The organism is Streptomyces sp. NPDC001889 (assembly GCF_053594535.1).
In genome coordinates, this window is sequence record NZ_JBSFER010000018.1 from 184983 (window position 1) to 200877 (window position 15895).

Sequence of the window (15895 nt, forward strand, 5' to 3'; positions counted from 1 at the left end):
GAATCGCGGTTACGCGGGTCGCCGGGGCCCCGCGGGGCGGCCGGTGTCGGACGGCGTCGAGGGGACGAGGAATCTGCTGGTGCTGCGGAGCTTCTCGCAGGTCTCCTCGAACTCGCGTTCCGGAGTGGAGTGTTCGACGATTCCGGCGCCCGCGCGCAGCCAGGTGCGGCCGTCGCGCTGGAAGACCGTCCGCAGGACGAGGGCGGCGTCGAGGGAGCCATCGGCGTCGACGGTGAGGACGGCGCCGCTGTACAGCCCCCTCGGGCTGTTCTCGTACTGGTGGATGGTGGTGCAGGCGGCGGCCTTGGGCAGGCCGGAGGCCGTGACCGCCGGGAAGAGCCCGGCCAGCGCGTGCCAGGCGTTGCGGCCGGGGGCGAGCTGCCCGCCGGCCCGGGAGGCGAGGTGCTGGACGCTGCCGCGCTCCCGGACCGTCATGAACTCGTTCACGACGACGGAGTCGCGCTCGCACATCGTGTACAGCTCTTCGCAGGCCGCCTTGACGGAGATCGCGTGCTCGAATATCTCCTTGGGGTCGCCGAGGAGTTCCTCGTGCCGGCCCCGGTCGGCGTCCGCGTCGCCGGAGAGGGCTCTGGTACCGGCCAGGGGCTGGGTGGAGACCCAGCCGTCCGGGTCCACCTCGACCACGGTCTCCGGGCTGAACCCGGCCGCCCGGTGCACTCCCAGGTCCAGCATGAAGGAGCGGGCGGGGTCGTTGCCCCGGCGGCCCAGGAGGTAGGTGGCGGCCAGGTCGATGTCCTGGGGCACCGGGACGATCCTGGAGAGGATGACCTTCTGGAGCCGCTGGGCCCTGATGTCGTCGACGGCGGCGGCGACGGCCTTGCGGTACTGGTCGCCCGACTCGCTCTCGTCCAGCTCCAGCGGCCGGCCCGGGGCGGGCGCCGGTCCCTCGGCGACCAGGGCCTCCAGCGCGGGCAGGTCCCCCGGGTCCACGGCCCGCAGGGCCGCCTCGCCCTCCCGGCAGCGCACCTCCCGCTCGGGGACGATCAAGTGCAGCAGTGGCTCGGAGCCGATCAGCCCGGGCAGGCCGTGCAGCAGATACGACAGCTCGAAGCCGGCCCAGCCGTAGGCGCGCCAGCCGGGCAGCGGGCACTCGGCGAGCAGCTCCGCGACCTGCTGGAGCGGGTCGGGCCCGGTGGGGGTGACGGTTGTGCCGGAGCCGGACCGCACCTCGATGCGGTCGGGGTGGAGCAGCAGTTCATAGGCCGCCCCGGAGCCGAAGGACCACTGGCCGCCGCGCTCGAACAGCACATAGGGGGCGGTGGCTCCCTTGGCCAGGGAGGCGGCGACCGCGAGAGGGTCGCCGAGGGCGGCGACGGCGCCGGCCCGGTAGTCGAATCGATCGGAGAGAGTGGTCACCGCACGCTCACCGCATGCTGACGGTGCTCCGTGGTCCGCATGGGAAGTCCTCTTCTGGCAGCACTGAGTGCGCCGTGACAGACAGATTTTCTGGACGGCTCAAACGCAGGTCGACACCTGCTGATGAGAGGTATTGCCTATGACCGGCTCAGCGGTACTGGTGATCTCAGAGGTGCGCACGGCTCCGCGCGTGGCGGGCCGTCCGTCCGATCGGGCTCATCGGCCGCGTACCGGTCCCCTGGCATTCCTGGTTGAGCGGGGTGTGAAAGGTTCCACTGTCGTCGTCAAAGGGGTTCGTCGTCATGGACGAGATCCTCACGTCGTCGGCCTGGGTTACCCGTGCCACCACCCGACCAGCGGATAGTAAGGTTAGTCTAACCTAATCTCTTCCGTGCGCACCACTGGTCATCGGCCAAATGACCATCGTCACAGCGACATTGACGCACCGTGCGACGCCGGTGGAACGCACCCCTCCGGAGCCCCGGAACACCCTCCCGGAACAGGGTGCACGCGACGGTCCCGCCCCCGGCACTCCACAGCGGGGGGTGTTCCGCGACCGCCCGCGCGGGCCCGGCCGGAACGGAGGCGGACGGAGGTCAGCCGCGCCGGGTGTCGGCGGCGGTGAGCGCAGCGGCCGGCGCGGAGCGCAGCCGGCGCGGGTCGTCGGGGCGGGCCGAGGGCACCACCAGCGGAGTGCCCACCTCGGGATCGGGGATGATCCGGCAGGACAGCCCGAACACCTCCCGCACCAGCTCAGCCGTGACGATCTCGGCGGGATCGCCCTGGGCGGCGATCCGGCCGTCCTTCATCACGATCAGATGGGTGGCGTAGCGGCAGGCCTGGTTGAGGTCGTGCAGCACCAGGACCAGGGTGTGCCCCCGTGTGCGGTGCAGATCCCAGCAGAGGTCGAGCACCTCGATCTGATGGGCGAGGTCGAGAAAGGTGGTGGGCTCGTCCAGCAGGAGAATCCCGGTCTGCTGGGCGAGGACCATGGCGAGCCAGACCCGCTGGCGCTGCCCGCCGGAGAGCTCCTCCACGAAGCGGTCGGCCAGTTCCAGGACTCCGGTCATCTCCATCGCCCCGACCACCGCGTCCTCGTCCGCGGTGGACCACTGGCGCAGCATCCGCTGGTGCGGATAGCGGCCCCGCGCGACCAGGTCCCCCACCGTGATCCCGCCCGGGGCGGTGGAGGTCTGCGGGAGCAGGCCGAGCAGCCGCGCCACTTCCTTGGCGGAGTACGAGGAGATGGGCGCCGCGTCCAGGTGGACGGCCCCGGCCCGGGGCCTGATCATCCGGGAGAGCGCCTTGAGCAGGGTGGACTTCCCGCACGCGTTCGGGCCGATGATGACCGTGAAGGAGCCGTCCGGTACGGCGACGTCGAGGCCGTCGACGACCACTCGCTCGTCATAGGCCAGGGTCAGCCCCTCGCCGTGCAGCCGGACGCTGTGCGCGGAGTCGTTCATGTCGTGTCCTGTCCGCTTCCCTGGTGGTGCCCGAAGTGGTCTGCCGTACGGCCCCGGCCGGGGCGCGCGCTCACCGGTTCCGCCATTCCCGGCCCAGCAGCCAGGCGAGATACAGTCCGCCGAGCGCGGCGGTGCCGATCCCCACCGGCAGTTGGGTCGGGGCCAGTACCCGCTGCGCCGCCAGATCGCTGGCGGCCAGCAGCAGGGCGCCCATCAGCCCGGCGGTCACCAGGCCGGCGCCGGGTGAGCGGGTCAGCCGGCGGGCCAGTTGCGGGGCGGCGAGCGCCACGAAGGCGATCGGCCCCGCCGTGGCGGTGGCCACCGCGGTGAGCGCGACACTCACCACCAGCAGGGTGAGCCGGGTCGGCTCGGCGGGCACCCCGCGGGCGCGGGCCGCGTCGTCCCCCATTTCGAGCAGTGTCATCCGGCGGCCGAGGAAGAGGGCGGCGGGCACCAGCACCAGCAGCGCGAGGGCCAGCGGCCCGGCGTGCTCCCAGCGCCGTCCGTTCAGGCTTCCGGTCAGCCAGAGCTGGGCCGTCTGCGCGTCGGCGAGCGCGGCGCGGGAGAGCAGATAGGCGTTGAGCGAGGCCAGCATGGCGGTGGTGCCGATGCCGGTCAGGATGAGCCGGAACCCCTGCACACCCCGGCGGAAGGCGAGCGCGTAGACGAGCGCGGCGGTGGCGAGGCCGCCGCCGACCGCGCCGGCGGCTATGGCCTGGACACCACCGTCCAGCAGCAGGATCACCACCAGGGCGCCGGAGGCGGAGCCGACGGTGAAGCCGATGATGTCCGGGCTGCCCAGCGGATTGCGGGAGATGCTCTGGAACATCGCCCCGCTGATGCCCAGCGCGAGACCGACCATCACGGCCACCAGCAGCCGGGGCAGCCGCAGTTCGTTGACGATGAAGTCCAGCCCGGCGGGTCCGCCGCCGAGCAGGGTCGCGACCACGTCGGGGACCGAGGCGCGGTAGCTGCCGGTGGTCAGACTGACGACACCCACCACCGCGGTCACCAGGGCCAGCAGCGCGGCCACGGTGAACGTGCGCCGGTGGAAGCGGAGCGAGACGCCGCCCGCGCGGGTGCGGAACACCTCGCCGGTGACCGGCCGGACAGCGGGCCGGCGCTCCCGTACGGCGCTCACAGGGCGGTGATCCTGCGTCGGCGGCTGAGCGCGATGAAGACCGGCGCGCCCAGGAATGCGGTGACGATACCCGCCTCCAGCTCTCCCGGGGCGGCGAGCAGCCGCCCCACGACATCGGCGCCCAGCAGCAGGACCGGCGCCAGTACCAGCGAATAGGCCATCACCCAGCGCTGATCCGGGCCGGTGACCATGCGGACGATGTGCGGCACCGCCAGACCGATGAAGGCGATGGGCCCCGCGACGGCGGTCGCTCCCCCGCAGAGCAGGGCGATCGCGACGGCACCGGCGATCCGGGTCCGCTCGGTCCGCGCGCCCAGCGCCCGGCCCGTCTCGTCGCCCAGCGCCAGCGCGTTCAGCGGCCGGGCCAGGCTCAGCGCGATCACCACACCCAGCAGGATCAGCGGGCCCACCTGGAACGCCACATCGAGGTCCCGCCCGGCGAGTGACCCCACCGCCCAGAAGCGGAACTCGTCGAAGGTGGCGGGGTCGTGGATCACCACGGCGGAGACGAAGGCGACCAGGGAGGCGTTGACCGCGGCCCCGGCGAGGACCATCCGGTCGGGTGTCGCCGCCCGCCCGGTCGAGCCGAGCAGATAGACGGCGGTGTACGCCACGGCGGCGCCCAGGAAGGCGAACCAGACGTAGCCGACGGGCGATCCGAGGCCCAGCACGGAGATCGCCACCACCACGGCCGCCGCCGCCCCGTTGTTCACACCGAGCAGCCCCGGGTCGGCCAGCGGATTGCGGGTCAGCCCCTGCATCAGCGCTCCGGCGAGCCCGAGGGCGGCCCCGGCGAGCAGTCCGAGCACGGTCCTCGGGAGCCGCAGCTCCCGTACGACGAAGCTCTCCTCACCGCCCCGGCCGTGGGCCAGCACCTCCCACACGGTGGCGAACGGAATGCTCCGCGCGCCGACGGCGAGGCTCAGCACACAGACGGCCGCCAGCGCCACCAGGGCGGCGGCCAGCCCGCTCCAGCGCACCGCCGCCGCCCGGCGGCGGCCCGTGGCCCGGGCGGGGTGCCGCGCCGCCGCCCCCTCCGGGGGTCCGGCGCTCCGGGCCGGGTCCGGTAAACGGCTCTCCGAGGGATGCGATCCCGTCCCGGGCCGCTTGCGCGGCCCTGCCGGCGACGCGGTGGGGGCGGACGCGGTCCGACCGCGCGGCCTCACCACCCGGCCGCCTCCGTACCGGCGGAGCGGCACCATGACTCAGCCACCCGGCCTCCCCCATTCCACCCGACACCCTGCATGCGATCTTGATTAGGCAAGCCTAATCATCCTTGTATGAGCGAATCAACTTGGCCTGCCCGCCAGTTGGACGCCGTGTCGATCGAGCACCCTTGCACAGCAGGTAAGTTAGGCATACCTTACCCGAGCAGTGCGGCCAGGTACACAGGAGGCAACCGTGGGTGATTCCGCCGGACACTCCCCCGCCAGGGGTACGGCGCCCGGCGCGCCGCCCGGGGCGGCGGAAGCGACACCGGGCCCCGGGCCCCGCACCGGGCTGGTGCTGGCGGCGGTGTGCCTGTCCCAGCTGATCGTGGTGCTGGACATCAGCGTGGTGAATGTGGCGCTGCCGGAGATCAGCCGCGACCTCGGCTTCTCCCCCGGCGGACTGTCGTGGGTGGTGAACGCCTACACCCTGGTCTTCGGCGGGCTGCTCCTGCTGGGCGGCCGGCTGGCGGATCTCTTCGGGCACCGGCGCACCATGGCCGCCGGTCTGGTGCTCTTCGGCGTCGCCTCACTGCTCGGCGGCCTCGCGCAGAACCCGGCGCAGCTGATCGCGGCCCGCGCGGGCCAGGGGCTGGCGGGCGCCGTGCTCGCCCCGATCGGGCTGACCGTCATCCTGGTGACCTTCGCCGAGGGGCCGGCCCGCTCCCGGGCGGTCGGTGTCTGGGCCACGGTGGCCGGCTCCGGCACCGCGCTGGGCGTGCTGGCGGGCGGGCTGCTGACCGATCTGCTGGGCTGGCGGTGGGTCCTGCTCATCAATGTGCCACTGGTCGCCCTGACCCTGCCGATCGCCCTGGCATCGGTGCGGGACCGCCGCACCGGCGGCCGGGCGCGGCTCGACGTGCCGGGCGCGGTGCTCGTCACGGCGGCGATGACCGCGGCCGCCCACGGCGTGCTGGGCACCGAGCACCACGCCTGGGACTCGGTCCGCACCCTGTCGGTGCTGGGGCTGGCGGTGGTGCTCGGCGCCGTCTTCGTCTGGTGGGAGCGCCGCTGTCCCGCGCCGATCGTCCGGCTGGGGATCTTCCGCAGCCGGACCGTCTGGCTCTCCAATGTGACGGGGCTGCTGGTGGGCGCCGGGATGGTGGCCGGCTTCTACTTCGCCTCGCTGTTCCTCCAGAACGTGCTGGGGTACGGGCCCATGGAGGCCGGCGCGGCGTTCCTCCCGTTCTGCTGCGGGGCCGTGGCCGGCAGCACCCTGGGCATGCGCCTGGTGCGACGGGTGGACCGCAGGACCCTGATCGTCGGCGGGCTGCTGCTGGGCGGCACGGGCATGGTGTGGTTCAGCACCATGGCGCCGACGTCGACCTTCGCCGGGGGCTTCCTCGGCCCGTCCCTGGTGGCGAGTGTGGGCATCGGGCTGAGCATGGTCACCAACACCTATATGGGCACATCGGGGGTGGCGCCCGAGGAGGCCGGGCTGGCCAGCGGGCTGCTCAACGCCAGCCGCCAGTGCGGTGGCAGCATCGGCCTCGCGGTGCTGTCCACCCTGGCGCTCAGCGCCGGCCGCGCCTCCGGGAACGCGGGCGGCACGGCCCAGGAGGCGCTGGCGGCGGGGTACGGCCGGGCCTTTCTGGTCGCCGGCGGGCTCCTGGTCGCCGCCGCGCTGCTCACCGCGGTCTCCCTCCCCCGGGAGAAGCCGGCCGCGGCGTCCTGAGCGGCTCAGCCGCTGCGGGACGGAGACGGGGACGGGGACTTCGTCGCCGGTACCGGGAGGTTGTAGACGTGGTCCGGTGTCACGATGCGGGTGACCGCCTCACCGAAGAGGGTGCTGGGCTCGGCCCCGTCGTGCACGATGTCCGTGTTGAGGAGGACGACCAGGGTGGCCTCCTCCTCGGGGAGATGGATCGTCAGGGACTCGTAGCCGGGCAGTGATCCGTTGTGGCCGATCCACCCCCGCACATTGAAGATGCCCAGGCCGTACCCGGCGCCCGGGATGGTGGTCGGGCCGGTCCTCAGCCGCTCGGCCTGGGTCTCCGGGGTCAGCAGGGTGCCGGTGGCGACGGTCCGGGCCCAGCTGCGCAGATTCCCGAGGTCGGAGATCATCGCCCCGGCGGCCCAGCCCCAGGACGGATTCCAGTCCGTGGCGTCCTCGACCTCGCCGGACGCCGTCTGGTCGGTGTAGCCGTGGGCGTGCGGAGCGGGGAACTCCGCGCCGGTCGGGAAGAGTGTGCGGTGCAGCCCGGCGGGCTCCAGGACATTCTCCTCGATGAATTCGTTCAGCGGCATGCCGCCGGCCTTCTCCACGACCAGCCCCAGCAGAATCGCGTTGGTGTTGGAGTACTCGAACTCCGCCCCCGGCTGGAACCGCACCGGGTGCTTGAAGGAGTAGTCCAGCAACTCCTGCGGGGTGAACGGCCGTTCCGGATCGGAGGTCAGCGCCCGGAAGAAGTCCTCGTCCATGGAGTAGTTGAACAACCCGCTCCGCATGCCCGCCAGATCGCGCAGGGTGATCCGGTCCCCGTTGGGCACCCCCTCGACGTACCGCGCGATCGGGTCGTCGAGTCCCACCTCGCCCCGGTCCACCAGTTCGAGGACCGCCGTCACCGTGAAGGTCTTGGTCTCGCTGCCGATCCGCATGTTCAGACCGGGCTCCATGGGCGCGCCGCCGGCCTTGTCGGCCACGCCGAAGGAGCGCACATAGCCGCCCTTCCCGGCGGCCCACAGCCCGACGGTGACACCGGGCACCCGGGCCTCCCGCATGACCCGCTGGACCGCCGTGTCCAGCCGCTCGGCGACGGAGGCGTCCAGCTCGGGGAATCCACCGCCCGGCGAGGGCTCCCCGGAGGCGGAGGCGGCGACAGAGGCGGCGGACACGGAGGCGGCGGCCCCCGGCGCGGTCAGGGTGCCGGCGACTCCCGTGGAGACGGGTGCCACCAGCATCGCGGCCGTCGCCAGAGCCGCGCAGGCCCCGCGCCGGAGAGACGGCGAACACCTCACGGGACCTCCTCCGGGCCGGGGACGGACATCTTTCACCAGGCTAGGTCCGCTCCGGCGGCCCCGCACGGCGGCACCCGCCCCCGCCACCCGGGGTGACGGAGCGCTCGTGCCGGGGTGACGGGATCACCGGCGCCCGGCGGGCCGCCGCGCCGGGCGGGAGACCCGCGCGGCCGGTGACGGGCGGTGCCCCGGGGCACTTGGGCCGGCCGCCGACCCGCGTGCGGCGGCCCCCGCCCGACGGCCCGCGCGGGGACGCGTTACGCTGCAACCGCCCTGTGGGGGAAGTCCGGTCGAAATCCGGCGCTGACCCGCAACGGTGGACGGAGCCCGGGAGAGCCGGGCCCGTGAGCCCGATCACCCGCAGCGGCGCTGAATCCTGTCAACTCGCCGTGGACTGCGAGAGGATGCCGGGCCGGGCGCGTGCGTCACCGGGCCGCTTTCTCCCCGCCGGAGCACGGCCCGAGGCGGAAGCGACCTCGCACGTGGCCGTAGGCACCGACCGCAAGACCACCGCGCCACCCGGCGGTCCGGCCCCCTCGGGCACGGGCCCCGCGCCGCTCCGGCGCGTCCCCCTCCTCCCGCTCGTCCTCGCGCTCGGCGCGGCGCTGCCGCTCTCCGTGGTCTGCGGCGCGGGCATCGGCGCCTCGGGCATCGGCTGGGGCGAGGTGCTGGGCCATCTGCGGGCCGGGCTCACCGGCGGCACCATCACCCCCGGCGAGGCCGCCGCGTACACCATCGTCTGGGAGCTGCGCTTCCCGCGCGCCGTGCTGGCGGCGGTCGTCGGGGCCGGTCTGGCCGCGATCGGGGTCGCCGTGCAGGCCATGGTGCGCAACGCGCTGGCCGACCCGTTCGTCCTCGGGATCTCCTCGGGGGCGGCGGTCGGGGCCAACGCCGTCCTCATCTTCGGGACGCTGAGCGCCCTCGGGGTCTGGGCGCTCTCCACCGCGGCCTTCGTCTCCGCTCTGCTGGCGATGACCCTGGTGTACGCGGTGGCCAGGACGGATCGTGGGCTCACCCCGGTCCGGCTGGTGCTGACGGGCACCGCCATGTACTACGGCTTCTCGGCCGTCACCACCTTCATGGTCTTCGCGGCCGAGCACGGTGAGGCGGCCCGCTCCGCGATGATGTGGCTGCTCGGCAGCCTCGGCGGGGCGAACTGGGACTCGGTGCCGATCGCGGCGGGCGCGGTGGCCGCCGGGCTGGTCCATCTCGGACTCTCCGCCCGCCGGCTGAACGCGCTGGCCATGGGCGACGAGACCGCCGCCGCGCTGGGCGTGGACGCGGACCGGCTGCGCCGGGAACTCTTCCTGGTCTCCGCCGCCGTCACGGGTGCGGTGGTGGCGGTGAGCGGGGCGATCGGCTTCGTGGGGCTGATGGTCCCCCATGCCGTACGGATGGTGGTGGGCGCCGACCACCGCCGGTTGCTGGCGGTCGCGCCCCTGGCGGGCGCGATCCTGCTGATCTGGGTGGACATCCTCTCGCGGACGGTGCTGGCACCGACCGAGCTGCCGGTGGGCGTGCTGACGGCGGTCATCGGAGTGCCGTGCTTCGTCCTGCTCATGCGCCGTCGCGGCTATGCCTTCGGAGGCAAGTGATGCGGATCGACATCGAGGACGTGACCGTCTCCGTGGCCGGGGCCCGTCTGGTGGAGGAGGTCAGCGTGCGGGCCGGGAGCGGGCAGTTGGTGGGTCTGGTCGGCCCCAACGGCAGCGGGAAGTCCACCCTGTTGCGCTGTGTCTACCGGGCGCTGACGCCCACGGCCGGCACGGTACGGCTCGACGGCGACGATCTGCACGCGCTCAGCTCCCGGGAGGGCGCGCGCAGAGTGGCGGCGCTTCCCCAGGAGACCATGGCCGAATTCGACTTCACCGTCGCCGAGGTGGTGGCGATGGGGCGTCTCCCCCATCAGCGGGCGGCCGTCAGGACCACGGCCGAGGACCGCTCCGTGTGCCGGGCCGCGCTGGCCTCGGTCGGTGCGGCCCATCTGGCGGGCCGTGCCTTCCCCACCCTCTCCGGCGGCGAGAGACAGCGGGTTCTCATCGCCCGCGCGCTGGCCCAGCGGCCGAGTGTGCTGGTGCTCGACGAGCCCACCAACCATCTGGACATCGCCCAGCAGTTGGAGGTGCTCGCGCTGGTGCGCGCCAGCGGCCTCACGGTGCTGACCGCGCTGCACGACCTCAATCTGGCGGCGGCGCACTGCGATGTGCTCCAGGTGATCGACCACGGCCGGATCGTGGCCTGTGGGCCTCCCGGGGAGGTGCTGACGGCGGAGCTGCTCGCGGAGGTGTTCGGGGTGCGGGCGCACCGCGTGGCGCATCCGGTGTCGGGCGCGGTCCATCTGCTGTTCGACCGGCTGCCGCCGGGTCCCGGGGAGATCCCCCGGCCCTTCTGACCCTCCGTCCGCCCTGTGCGCCCTGTGCGCCCTGTCCGTGCTGTCTGTTCTGTCCGTGCTGACTGTTCTGTTCGTTTCGCCGCGCTGTCCGCTCTCACCGAGGAGTCCGTGCCATGTTCCGTCCCCCGCTCACCGCCGCTCTGGCGTTCGCCACCGTGCTGGCGCTCTCCGGCTGCGGGGCCGAGGTCGCCACCGAGGAGAAGGGCCCCCGGGCCGGCCGCCACTACCCGGTGACCATCGAGAACTGCGGGGAGCGCAGGACCTTCGACCGGGCTCCCGAGCGGGTCGTCACCAACGATGTCGGCATCACCGAGATCATGTTCGCCCTCGGTCTGGAGGACCGGATGGCCGGCTATGTGATGCCGGACAACAAGGGCTCCGTCAAGGACGTGCCGTGGAAGGGCGCCTACGACCGCACCACCTGGCTGTCGAAGAAGCGGATCAACAAGGAGCTGGTCCTCGACGCCCGCGCGGATCTGGTCTTCGCCGGCTGGAACTACGGCTTCAACGAGGGCGAGGGCTTCACCCCCGCCGTGCTGAAGCGGCTCGGAGTCGACTCGTATCTGCTGACCGAGTCCTGCCGCAGCGGCAAGGGCAAGGTGCGCGGGGTGATGCCGCCGCTGGAGGCCCTCTACACCGATCTGCGCAACCTCGGGACCCTCTTCGATGTCGAGAAGCGCGCCGACGAGCTGGTGCGGGAGTTCCGGAAGCGGGTGGCCGACGCGCAGGCCGGGGCGCCGCGAGGGGCGGACCGGCCGAGGGTCTTCCTCTACGACGACGGCCGGGACAAGCCGTTCACCTCGGGAGCCTTCGCCGGACCGCACGACATCATCACCAAGGCCGGCGGCGACCATGTGATGAAGGACCTGGAGGACAGCTGGACGACGGTGGGCTGGGAGACGGTGGTGGAGCGGGACCCCGAGGTGATCGTGATCAACAACTACGGCGGGACCACCGCCGGGCAGAAGAAGGACTTCCTCCGCTCGTATCCGCCGCTCGCGGGTGTCTCGGCGGTCCGGAACAACCGTTTCGTCGTGCTGGACTACGTGGATCTGGTGGAGAGCCCGCGCAACCCGGCCGCCGTGGAGAAGCTGGCCGAGGAGTTCGGCGGTGGGGCCCGCTGACCGCCGGCCGCCGAACTCGGCAACGGGGAGGCGTACGGATCAGCGGCGGGTGAGCCGGGCGAACGGGTTGGGGGTGGCGCCGGTCCACTCGTGGAGCAGGGCCCGCCCGGTCTGGAGGGTCTCGCCCCCCGAGTCGACGGTGCCCGCCTCGGCGACGTAGAAGCGGCCGTCGTCGAGCGGGATCAGCCCGTACTGCCCGGCCGATTCATACCCGTACAGACCGGTCTTCGTGTCGTGCAGCCCCTGCGGCAGCAGGGAGAGATGGCGGCCGTACTCGGGGCGCGCCTGGCCGGTCACGGGGGCCCAGCGGGGGCGTTTCGCACCGTCGACGACGTAGAGCGAGTAGTTGGGGAAGGTCTTCTTCTTGCCCTTGTACACCGCCATCAGCCAGTTGCCGCTGTCGGCGTCGTACTCCAGGTTCTGCACGCCGTAGGTGGTGTTGCCGGTGTACGCGAAGAACTTGCCCTGGTGGAACCGGGGGCCGCTGGTGTGCGGGGCGCTCTCGGTGAGCGGCTTCTCGTACTTCCACCAGGTGCGGACGTCGTACTGGAGCAGGACCTGGTGGTCGTTGTCGGTGCGGGTGGTGTTGGAGTAGACGCCGTAGGCCACCGTGAGCCGGCTCTGGCCCCAGCCGTCCAGGGCGGGGCCGAAGGCCACGCCGTCGATGCCGCTGCAGCCGTAGCGGTGATCAGGGGTGTTGCCGGTGTTGCCGTCGAAGACCCCGTCGCCGTTCATGTCGGCGGTGTAGTCCTTGACGACCTCTCCGAGGTGGACGGTGGTGACCACGCCGGTGGACTCGGCGTCCATGTTCATCCGGGTGATGCGGTCGCCGTCGAGGATCGCGATGTAGAAGGCCTTCGCCGACTTGTACTCCAGGGAGCCGTAGACCCGGCCGTCGCTCTTGTTGAAGGCGAGGTCTCCGAGGTGTCCGGTGAAACCGGTGACGGAGCCGATGGGCTTGCCCCGCAGGTCGGTCTTCACCACGAGGTTGGTGTACGAGAAGTACATATGGCCCTTGAGCCGGTCGAGGGCCATGCCCTGGAGGTGGCCGGACTTCCAGGCGCCGCCGTCGACGACGGGGGGTGCGGGGAGCGGGGTCCTGGCGGTGAGGTGCTCGGCGGGGGTGCGGGCGTGGGCCGTGCCGCCGCCCGCCACCACGGCCGATGCGACGACCGTGGCGGTGACGAGGGTCATGGGGAGGGCCGCCGGCCGGGTGGGGGTGCTTCTTCGCATGGGTTCCTCCGAGGTCCTGATCCTGGGCTCTGAGGGATGGGGGTGTGGGAGTGATGCCCGCCGCGCGTGCACGGGAGACCAGCGCCGGATGAACGTGGCGTGTCTCCGGCGTATAAGGAAAACGACACTTCTGACCTTCATATGGTCAATACCGGTCATGGTGGTGCCGCGCCGATGTCGGGGTGGGGAAAATGCGCGTCCGTTCCGGACAGGGCGGGGGGGCGCGGTCGCCTGGCGGGCTCTGCGGGGCATGTGGCCCGAGGGGCGGCTCCGCAGGGGGCCGGGGAGCGGGAACCGGGAGGACGGCCGCCCGGGCGCGCCCGGCGGCCGTCGGTGGCGGGTGCCGGCCGGGGCGCCGCCCCGCCGCCCCGAATCTGGCCTGAACCCGCGCCGGACGCTCCGCGCCCGTGCGGCGCTCAACGACGCGTCCCGGCGCACAGGGACCGGCGCCGGGCACTCCCGGTCGGTCCGGCGCTCAAGGAAGGACCCCGGACCACAGGAGCCGCGCCGAGGGCCACGAATCCCCGCGCCTCGGAGGCCGAGGCGGGGATCGCGGGGATCGCCCGGGCTCCCGGCGGGGCCGGCGAGGCGGGCGGGATGGGCGGGGCGGGGCGCGCTTCACCGCATGACGGGACCGCCGAATTCATCCCGTCCGGCGGGCAGGGCCGGCCCCCGCGCGGCACACGCAGACGGGGCCGGGTTCCACGGCTCCGCTCAGACGGCTTCCCCGGCCGGTTCGAGGACGAACACGGGGATCGGGCGGTCCGTCTTCTTCTGGTAGTCGGCGTAGTCGGCGTAGGCCTCGACGGCCCGCGCCCACCACTCGGCCTTCTCCTCGCCGGTCACCTCGCGTGCCGTCATGTCCTGCCGCACGGGCCCGTCCTGAAGCTCCACCTCCGGCTCGGCCACCACATTGTGGTACCAGACGGGGTGCTTGTCCGCGCCGCCGGCCGAGGCCACGATGGCGTACCGGCCGCCGTGCTCCACCCGCATCAGCGGGGACTTGCGGATACGGCCGCTCCGGGCGCCCCGGGTGGTCAGGATGACGACGGGCATGCCCCTGAGTGTCGTACCCTCGGTGCCGCCGGAGCTCTCGTACAGCTCGACCTGGTCCCGCACCCACTGCGCCGGGCTCGGCTCGTACTCGCCCTCAAGAGGCATGGTGTCCGCCCTTCTCTCCTCGGAGACAGTTCTCGTCGGTCACGGCCGCTTCGCCGCCACATCGTCCAAGCGGCCGGACCCCCGACATCATTCCCGGACACGGGCGCGGGCGACAGGGCCCGTCGGCCGAATGGCGGGGCGCAACGGGGTCGCAACCTTGTCCGTGCTCTGCTGCCGGGATGACCGCATCCCCGCGCGTGGAGCTGGCTCCGGCCGCCGCAGAACTGCTGTCCGTCCTCACGGCGGCGCACGGTCCGCTGATGTTCCATCAGTCGGGCGGCTGCTGTGACGGCAGCGCCCCGATGTGCTATCCGCGAGGCGAGTTCCGGACCGGGCAGTCCGATGTGCTGCTGGCGGAGCTGCGCGTGGAGGGCGTCGCGGAGGTGATCCCCTTCTGGATGTCGCGGAGCCAGTACGAGCTGTGGAGCCACACCCGGCTGGTGGTGGATGTGGTCGAGGGGCGCGGCAGCGGCTTCTCCCTGGAGGCGCCGGAGGGGGTGCGGTTCCTGATCCGGTCCCATGTGGTGGGCGGCTGATCCGCCGCCCGGGGACCGGGATCACGGATGCAGGCTGCCGACGACCTCGGCCGTGGCCGCGACCCCCTCGTGGATGGTCGGCGCCATGCTGGTGCCCGCCAGGAAGAAGCCGAGCAGCGCGCAGGTGAGCGCGTGGGAGAACTTCAGTCCGCCGTTGCGGAGAAAGATCACCGCGAGCACCACCAGAAGCAGCACCACCGAAATCGAAATGGCCATCGCCAACCTCCTTCACTGTGCCGGATTTGCGGCATTCGGCCGTAGTCTGGCGCAGTGAGCGGTCCGTACGGCCGACTGGCGTGTCCGCCGTACGGGTGGTTGGGCTCGCGGGCCGTCCCGTCAGGGCCCATGGCGGCGCAGGAACCGCTCCAGGCCGGCCAGGTCGTCGGTGTTGAGATGGTCGACGCCGGCGGCGAGCAGCTCGCCCCAGACCGCTTCCCGGGCGGCTCCGGGGGTGTCGGGGGTGGCCCAGAAGCGGACGCGCCGGCGGCCCGCGTGGGCCGAGGCGGTGATCGTGCGCAGCAGCTTCCGCTCGGCCGGCGGGAAGGGGCCGACTCCGCGCCAGGTGAAGCTGTGGTTCCAGTTGCTGGAGACCAGCGGGATGAGGGAGGCCGGGGCGGAGGTGCCGAGGTCGTCGAGACGGCCGTCGTAGAAGGCGTACCGGTGCGCCTGCGCCTCCATCGGCGCGCGGGCGGCCCGGTCGCCGGAGATCACGGGGGTGACCGCGCCGAGGCGGACCCGTCCGTGCGAGAAGACACTGAGCATCCGGTGGTACCGCCGCAGCAGCCGGTCGAGTTCGCCGTAGCAGGCGGCGCCGTCCGCCTTGATGTCGATCAGGAGCTGCACGGGGTGCGGCCGGCCCCGGTGGACCTGGCCGCCGTGGGCCCGGACCCGCTCCAGCAGCGGGTCGAGGTAGAGGGCGCCGAGGGTGCGGGCGGGGTCGAGTTCCCCGGGTGTGTGGGCGACCAGCAGCTCCCCGCCGACCAGGAAGACATCGGCCTCCAGGCTGGTGAAGCCGTGCGCCAGGGCGTCGTGGAGCGGGCGCGGGTGCAGATAGTCGTTGTGCGCGTGCGCCCGGCGCAGCGCGCGGGTGCGGGAGCGCCCGTCGGCACGGGCGGCGGCGGGTACGGTGATGCCGCCGGCCAGCGCGGCGGCGGCGACGGTCAGGGCTCTGCGGCGGGTGCTCGGCACGGGGATGCCTCCGGTGCGCGGAGAGGGGAGGGACGCCCCGAGTATCGGCCCGCGGGCCCCGGAAGGGCAGGGGACCACGGGGAGTTCGCGCCACCGCCACCGGAACGCCACCCG

Annotated in this window: 14 protein-coding genes; 5 read left to right on the forward strand and 9 right to left on the reverse strand. The window is 72.8% G+C overall.

Going from position 1 to position 15895, the window contains the following annotated elements; translation table 11 throughout:
* Window positions 1-9 precede the first annotated feature (9 nt).
* From ACWCRA_RS22125 to ACWCRA_RS22140, 4 genes are all read right to left on the reverse strand, one after another.
* Window positions 10-1377 carry a salicylate synthase gene (locus tag ACWCRA_RS22125; protein WP_451068401.1) on the reverse strand — a complete coding sequence of 456 codons (1368 nt, stop codon included), beginning with the start codon at window positions 1375-1377 and terminating at the stop codon, window positions 10-12.
* Window positions 1378-1973: 596 nt separating this feature from the next.
* Complete coding sequence (locus ACWCRA_RS22130) at window positions 1974-2840, reverse strand: ABC transporter ATP-binding protein (RefSeq protein WP_351554564.1); 867 nt, start codon at window positions 2838-2840, stop codon at window positions 1974-1976.
* A gap of 70 nt (window positions 2841-2910) precedes the next feature.
* Window positions 2911-3981: a FecCD family ABC transporter permease gene (locus tag ACWCRA_RS22135; RefSeq protein WP_351554567.1), complete on the reverse strand. Its 1071-nt coding sequence runs from the start codon at window positions 3979-3981 to the stop codon at window positions 2911-2913.
* Window positions 3978-4961, reverse strand: coding sequence for a FecCD family ABC transporter permease (locus ACWCRA_RS22140; protein ID WP_451068402.1), 984 nt, complete (start codon window positions 4959-4961; stop codon window positions 3978-3980). Before ACWCRA_RS22140 ends, ACWCRA_RS22135 begins: the two co-directional genes overlap by 4 nt.
* A 421-nt stretch (window positions 4962-5382) precedes the next feature.
* On the opposite strand from ACWCRA_RS22140, the gene ACWCRA_RS22145 reads away from it, so the two are divergent.
* Complete coding sequence (locus ACWCRA_RS22145; protein WP_451068403.1) at window positions 5383-6864, forward strand: MFS transporter; 1482 nt, start codon at window positions 5383-5385, stop codon at window positions 6862-6864.
* Between the two features lie 5 nt (window positions 6865-6869).
* Here the strand turns inward: ACWCRA_RS22145 and ACWCRA_RS22150 are convergent, their stop codons facing one another.
* Window positions 6870-8090, reverse strand: coding sequence for a serine hydrolase domain-containing protein (locus ACWCRA_RS22150; protein ID WP_451068422.1), 1221 nt, complete (start codon window positions 8088-8090; stop codon window positions 6870-6872).
* A 539-nt stretch (window positions 8091-8629) separates the two neighbouring features.
* Between ACWCRA_RS22150 and ACWCRA_RS22155 the strand changes: the two genes are divergently transcribed.
* The 3 genes from ACWCRA_RS22155 to ACWCRA_RS22165 all read left to right on the forward strand — a co-directional run bounded on the left by ACWCRA_RS22155 (window position 8630) and on the right by ACWCRA_RS22165 (window position 11663).
* Window positions 8630-9742, forward strand: coding sequence for a FecCD family ABC transporter permease (locus ACWCRA_RS22155; RefSeq protein WP_451068404.1), 1113 nt, complete (start codon window positions 8630-8632; stop codon window positions 9740-9742).
* Window positions 9742-10539 (forward strand): ABC transporter ATP-binding protein, encoded by a 798-nt coding sequence (locus tag ACWCRA_RS22160; RefSeq protein WP_451068405.1) that lies wholly within the window; start codon window positions 9742-9744, stop codon window positions 10537-10539. The genes ACWCRA_RS22155 and ACWCRA_RS22160 overlap by 1 nt, the downstream gene beginning before the upstream one ends.
* A gap of 113 nt (window positions 10540-10652) precedes the next feature.
* Window positions 10653-11663: an ABC transporter substrate-binding protein gene (locus ACWCRA_RS22165; protein ID WP_351554582.1), complete on the forward strand. Its 1011-nt coding sequence runs from the start codon at window positions 10653-10655 to the stop codon at window positions 11661-11663.
* 39 nt (window positions 11664-11702) lie between these two features.
* Here ACWCRA_RS22165 and ACWCRA_RS22170 read toward each other — a convergent pair whose 3' ends face one another.
* On the reverse strand, window positions 11703-12896 hold the full coding sequence (locus ACWCRA_RS22170; RefSeq protein ID WP_451068406.1) for a hypothetical protein: 1194 nt from the start codon (window positions 12894-12896) through the stop codon (window positions 11703-11705).
* 714 nt (window positions 12897-13610) lie between these two features.
* Window positions 13611-14057 carry a nitroreductase family deazaflavin-dependent oxidoreductase gene (locus tag ACWCRA_RS22175; protein ID WP_351554588.1) on the reverse strand — a complete coding sequence of 149 codons (447 nt, stop codon included), beginning with the start codon at window positions 14055-14057 and terminating at the stop codon, window positions 13611-13613.
* A gap of 179 nt (window positions 14058-14236) precedes the next feature.
* Here ACWCRA_RS22175 and ACWCRA_RS22180 point away from each other — a divergent pair, with 179 nt between their 5' ends.
* Complete coding sequence (locus ACWCRA_RS22180) at window positions 14237-14593, forward strand: DUF779 domain-containing protein (protein WP_351554591.1); 357 nt, start codon at window positions 14237-14239, stop codon at window positions 14591-14593.
* A gap of 21 nt (window positions 14594-14614) precedes the next feature.
* On the opposite strand, the gene ACWCRA_RS22185 is transcribed toward ACWCRA_RS22180, so the two are convergent.
* Window positions 14615-14809, reverse strand: a complete 195-nt coding sequence (locus ACWCRA_RS22185; RefSeq protein ID WP_351554594.1) for a hypothetical protein — start codon at window positions 14807-14809, stop codon at window positions 14615-14617.
* A gap of 120 nt (window positions 14810-14929) precedes the next feature.
* Window positions 14930-15736, reverse strand: a complete 807-nt coding sequence (locus ACWCRA_RS22190; RefSeq protein ID WP_451068423.1) for a phosphatidylinositol-specific phospholipase C/glycerophosphodiester phosphodiesterase family protein — start codon at window positions 15734-15736, stop codon at window positions 14930-14932.
* Window positions 15737-15895: the final 159 nt, after the last annotated feature.

Coding starts and splice junctions, on each gene's coding strand:
- ACWCRA_RS22160 (WP_451068405.1), top strand. CDS start 9,742: ATGCGGATCGACATCGAGGACGTGACCGTCTCCGTGGCCGGGGCCCGT.
- ACWCRA_RS22150 (WP_451068422.1), bottom strand. CDS start 8,090: ATGCTGGTGGCACCCGTCTCCACGGGAGTCGCCGGCACCCTGACCGCG.
- ACWCRA_RS22170 (WP_451068406.1), bottom strand. CDS start 12,896: ATGCGAAGAAGCACCCCCACCCGGCCGGCGGCCCTCCCCATGACCCTC.
- ACWCRA_RS22185 (WP_351554594.1), bottom strand. CDS start 14,809: ATGGCCATTTCGATTTCGGTGGTGCTGCTTCTGGTGGTGCTCGCGGTG.
- ACWCRA_RS22165 (WP_351554582.1), top strand. CDS start 10,653: ATGTTCCGTCCCCCGCTCACCGCCGCTCTGGCGTTCGCCACCGTGCTG.
- ACWCRA_RS22180 (WP_351554591.1), top strand. CDS start 14,237: ATGACCGCATCCCCGCGCGTGGAGCTGGCTCCGGCCGCCGCAGAACTG.
- ACWCRA_RS22130 (WP_351554564.1), bottom strand. CDS start 2,840: ATGAACGACTCCGCGCACAGCGTCCGGCTGCACGGCGAGGGGCTGACC.
- ACWCRA_RS22175 (WP_351554588.1), bottom strand. CDS start 14,057: ATGCCTCTTGAGGGCGAGTACGAGCCGAGCCCGGCGCAGTGGGTGCGG.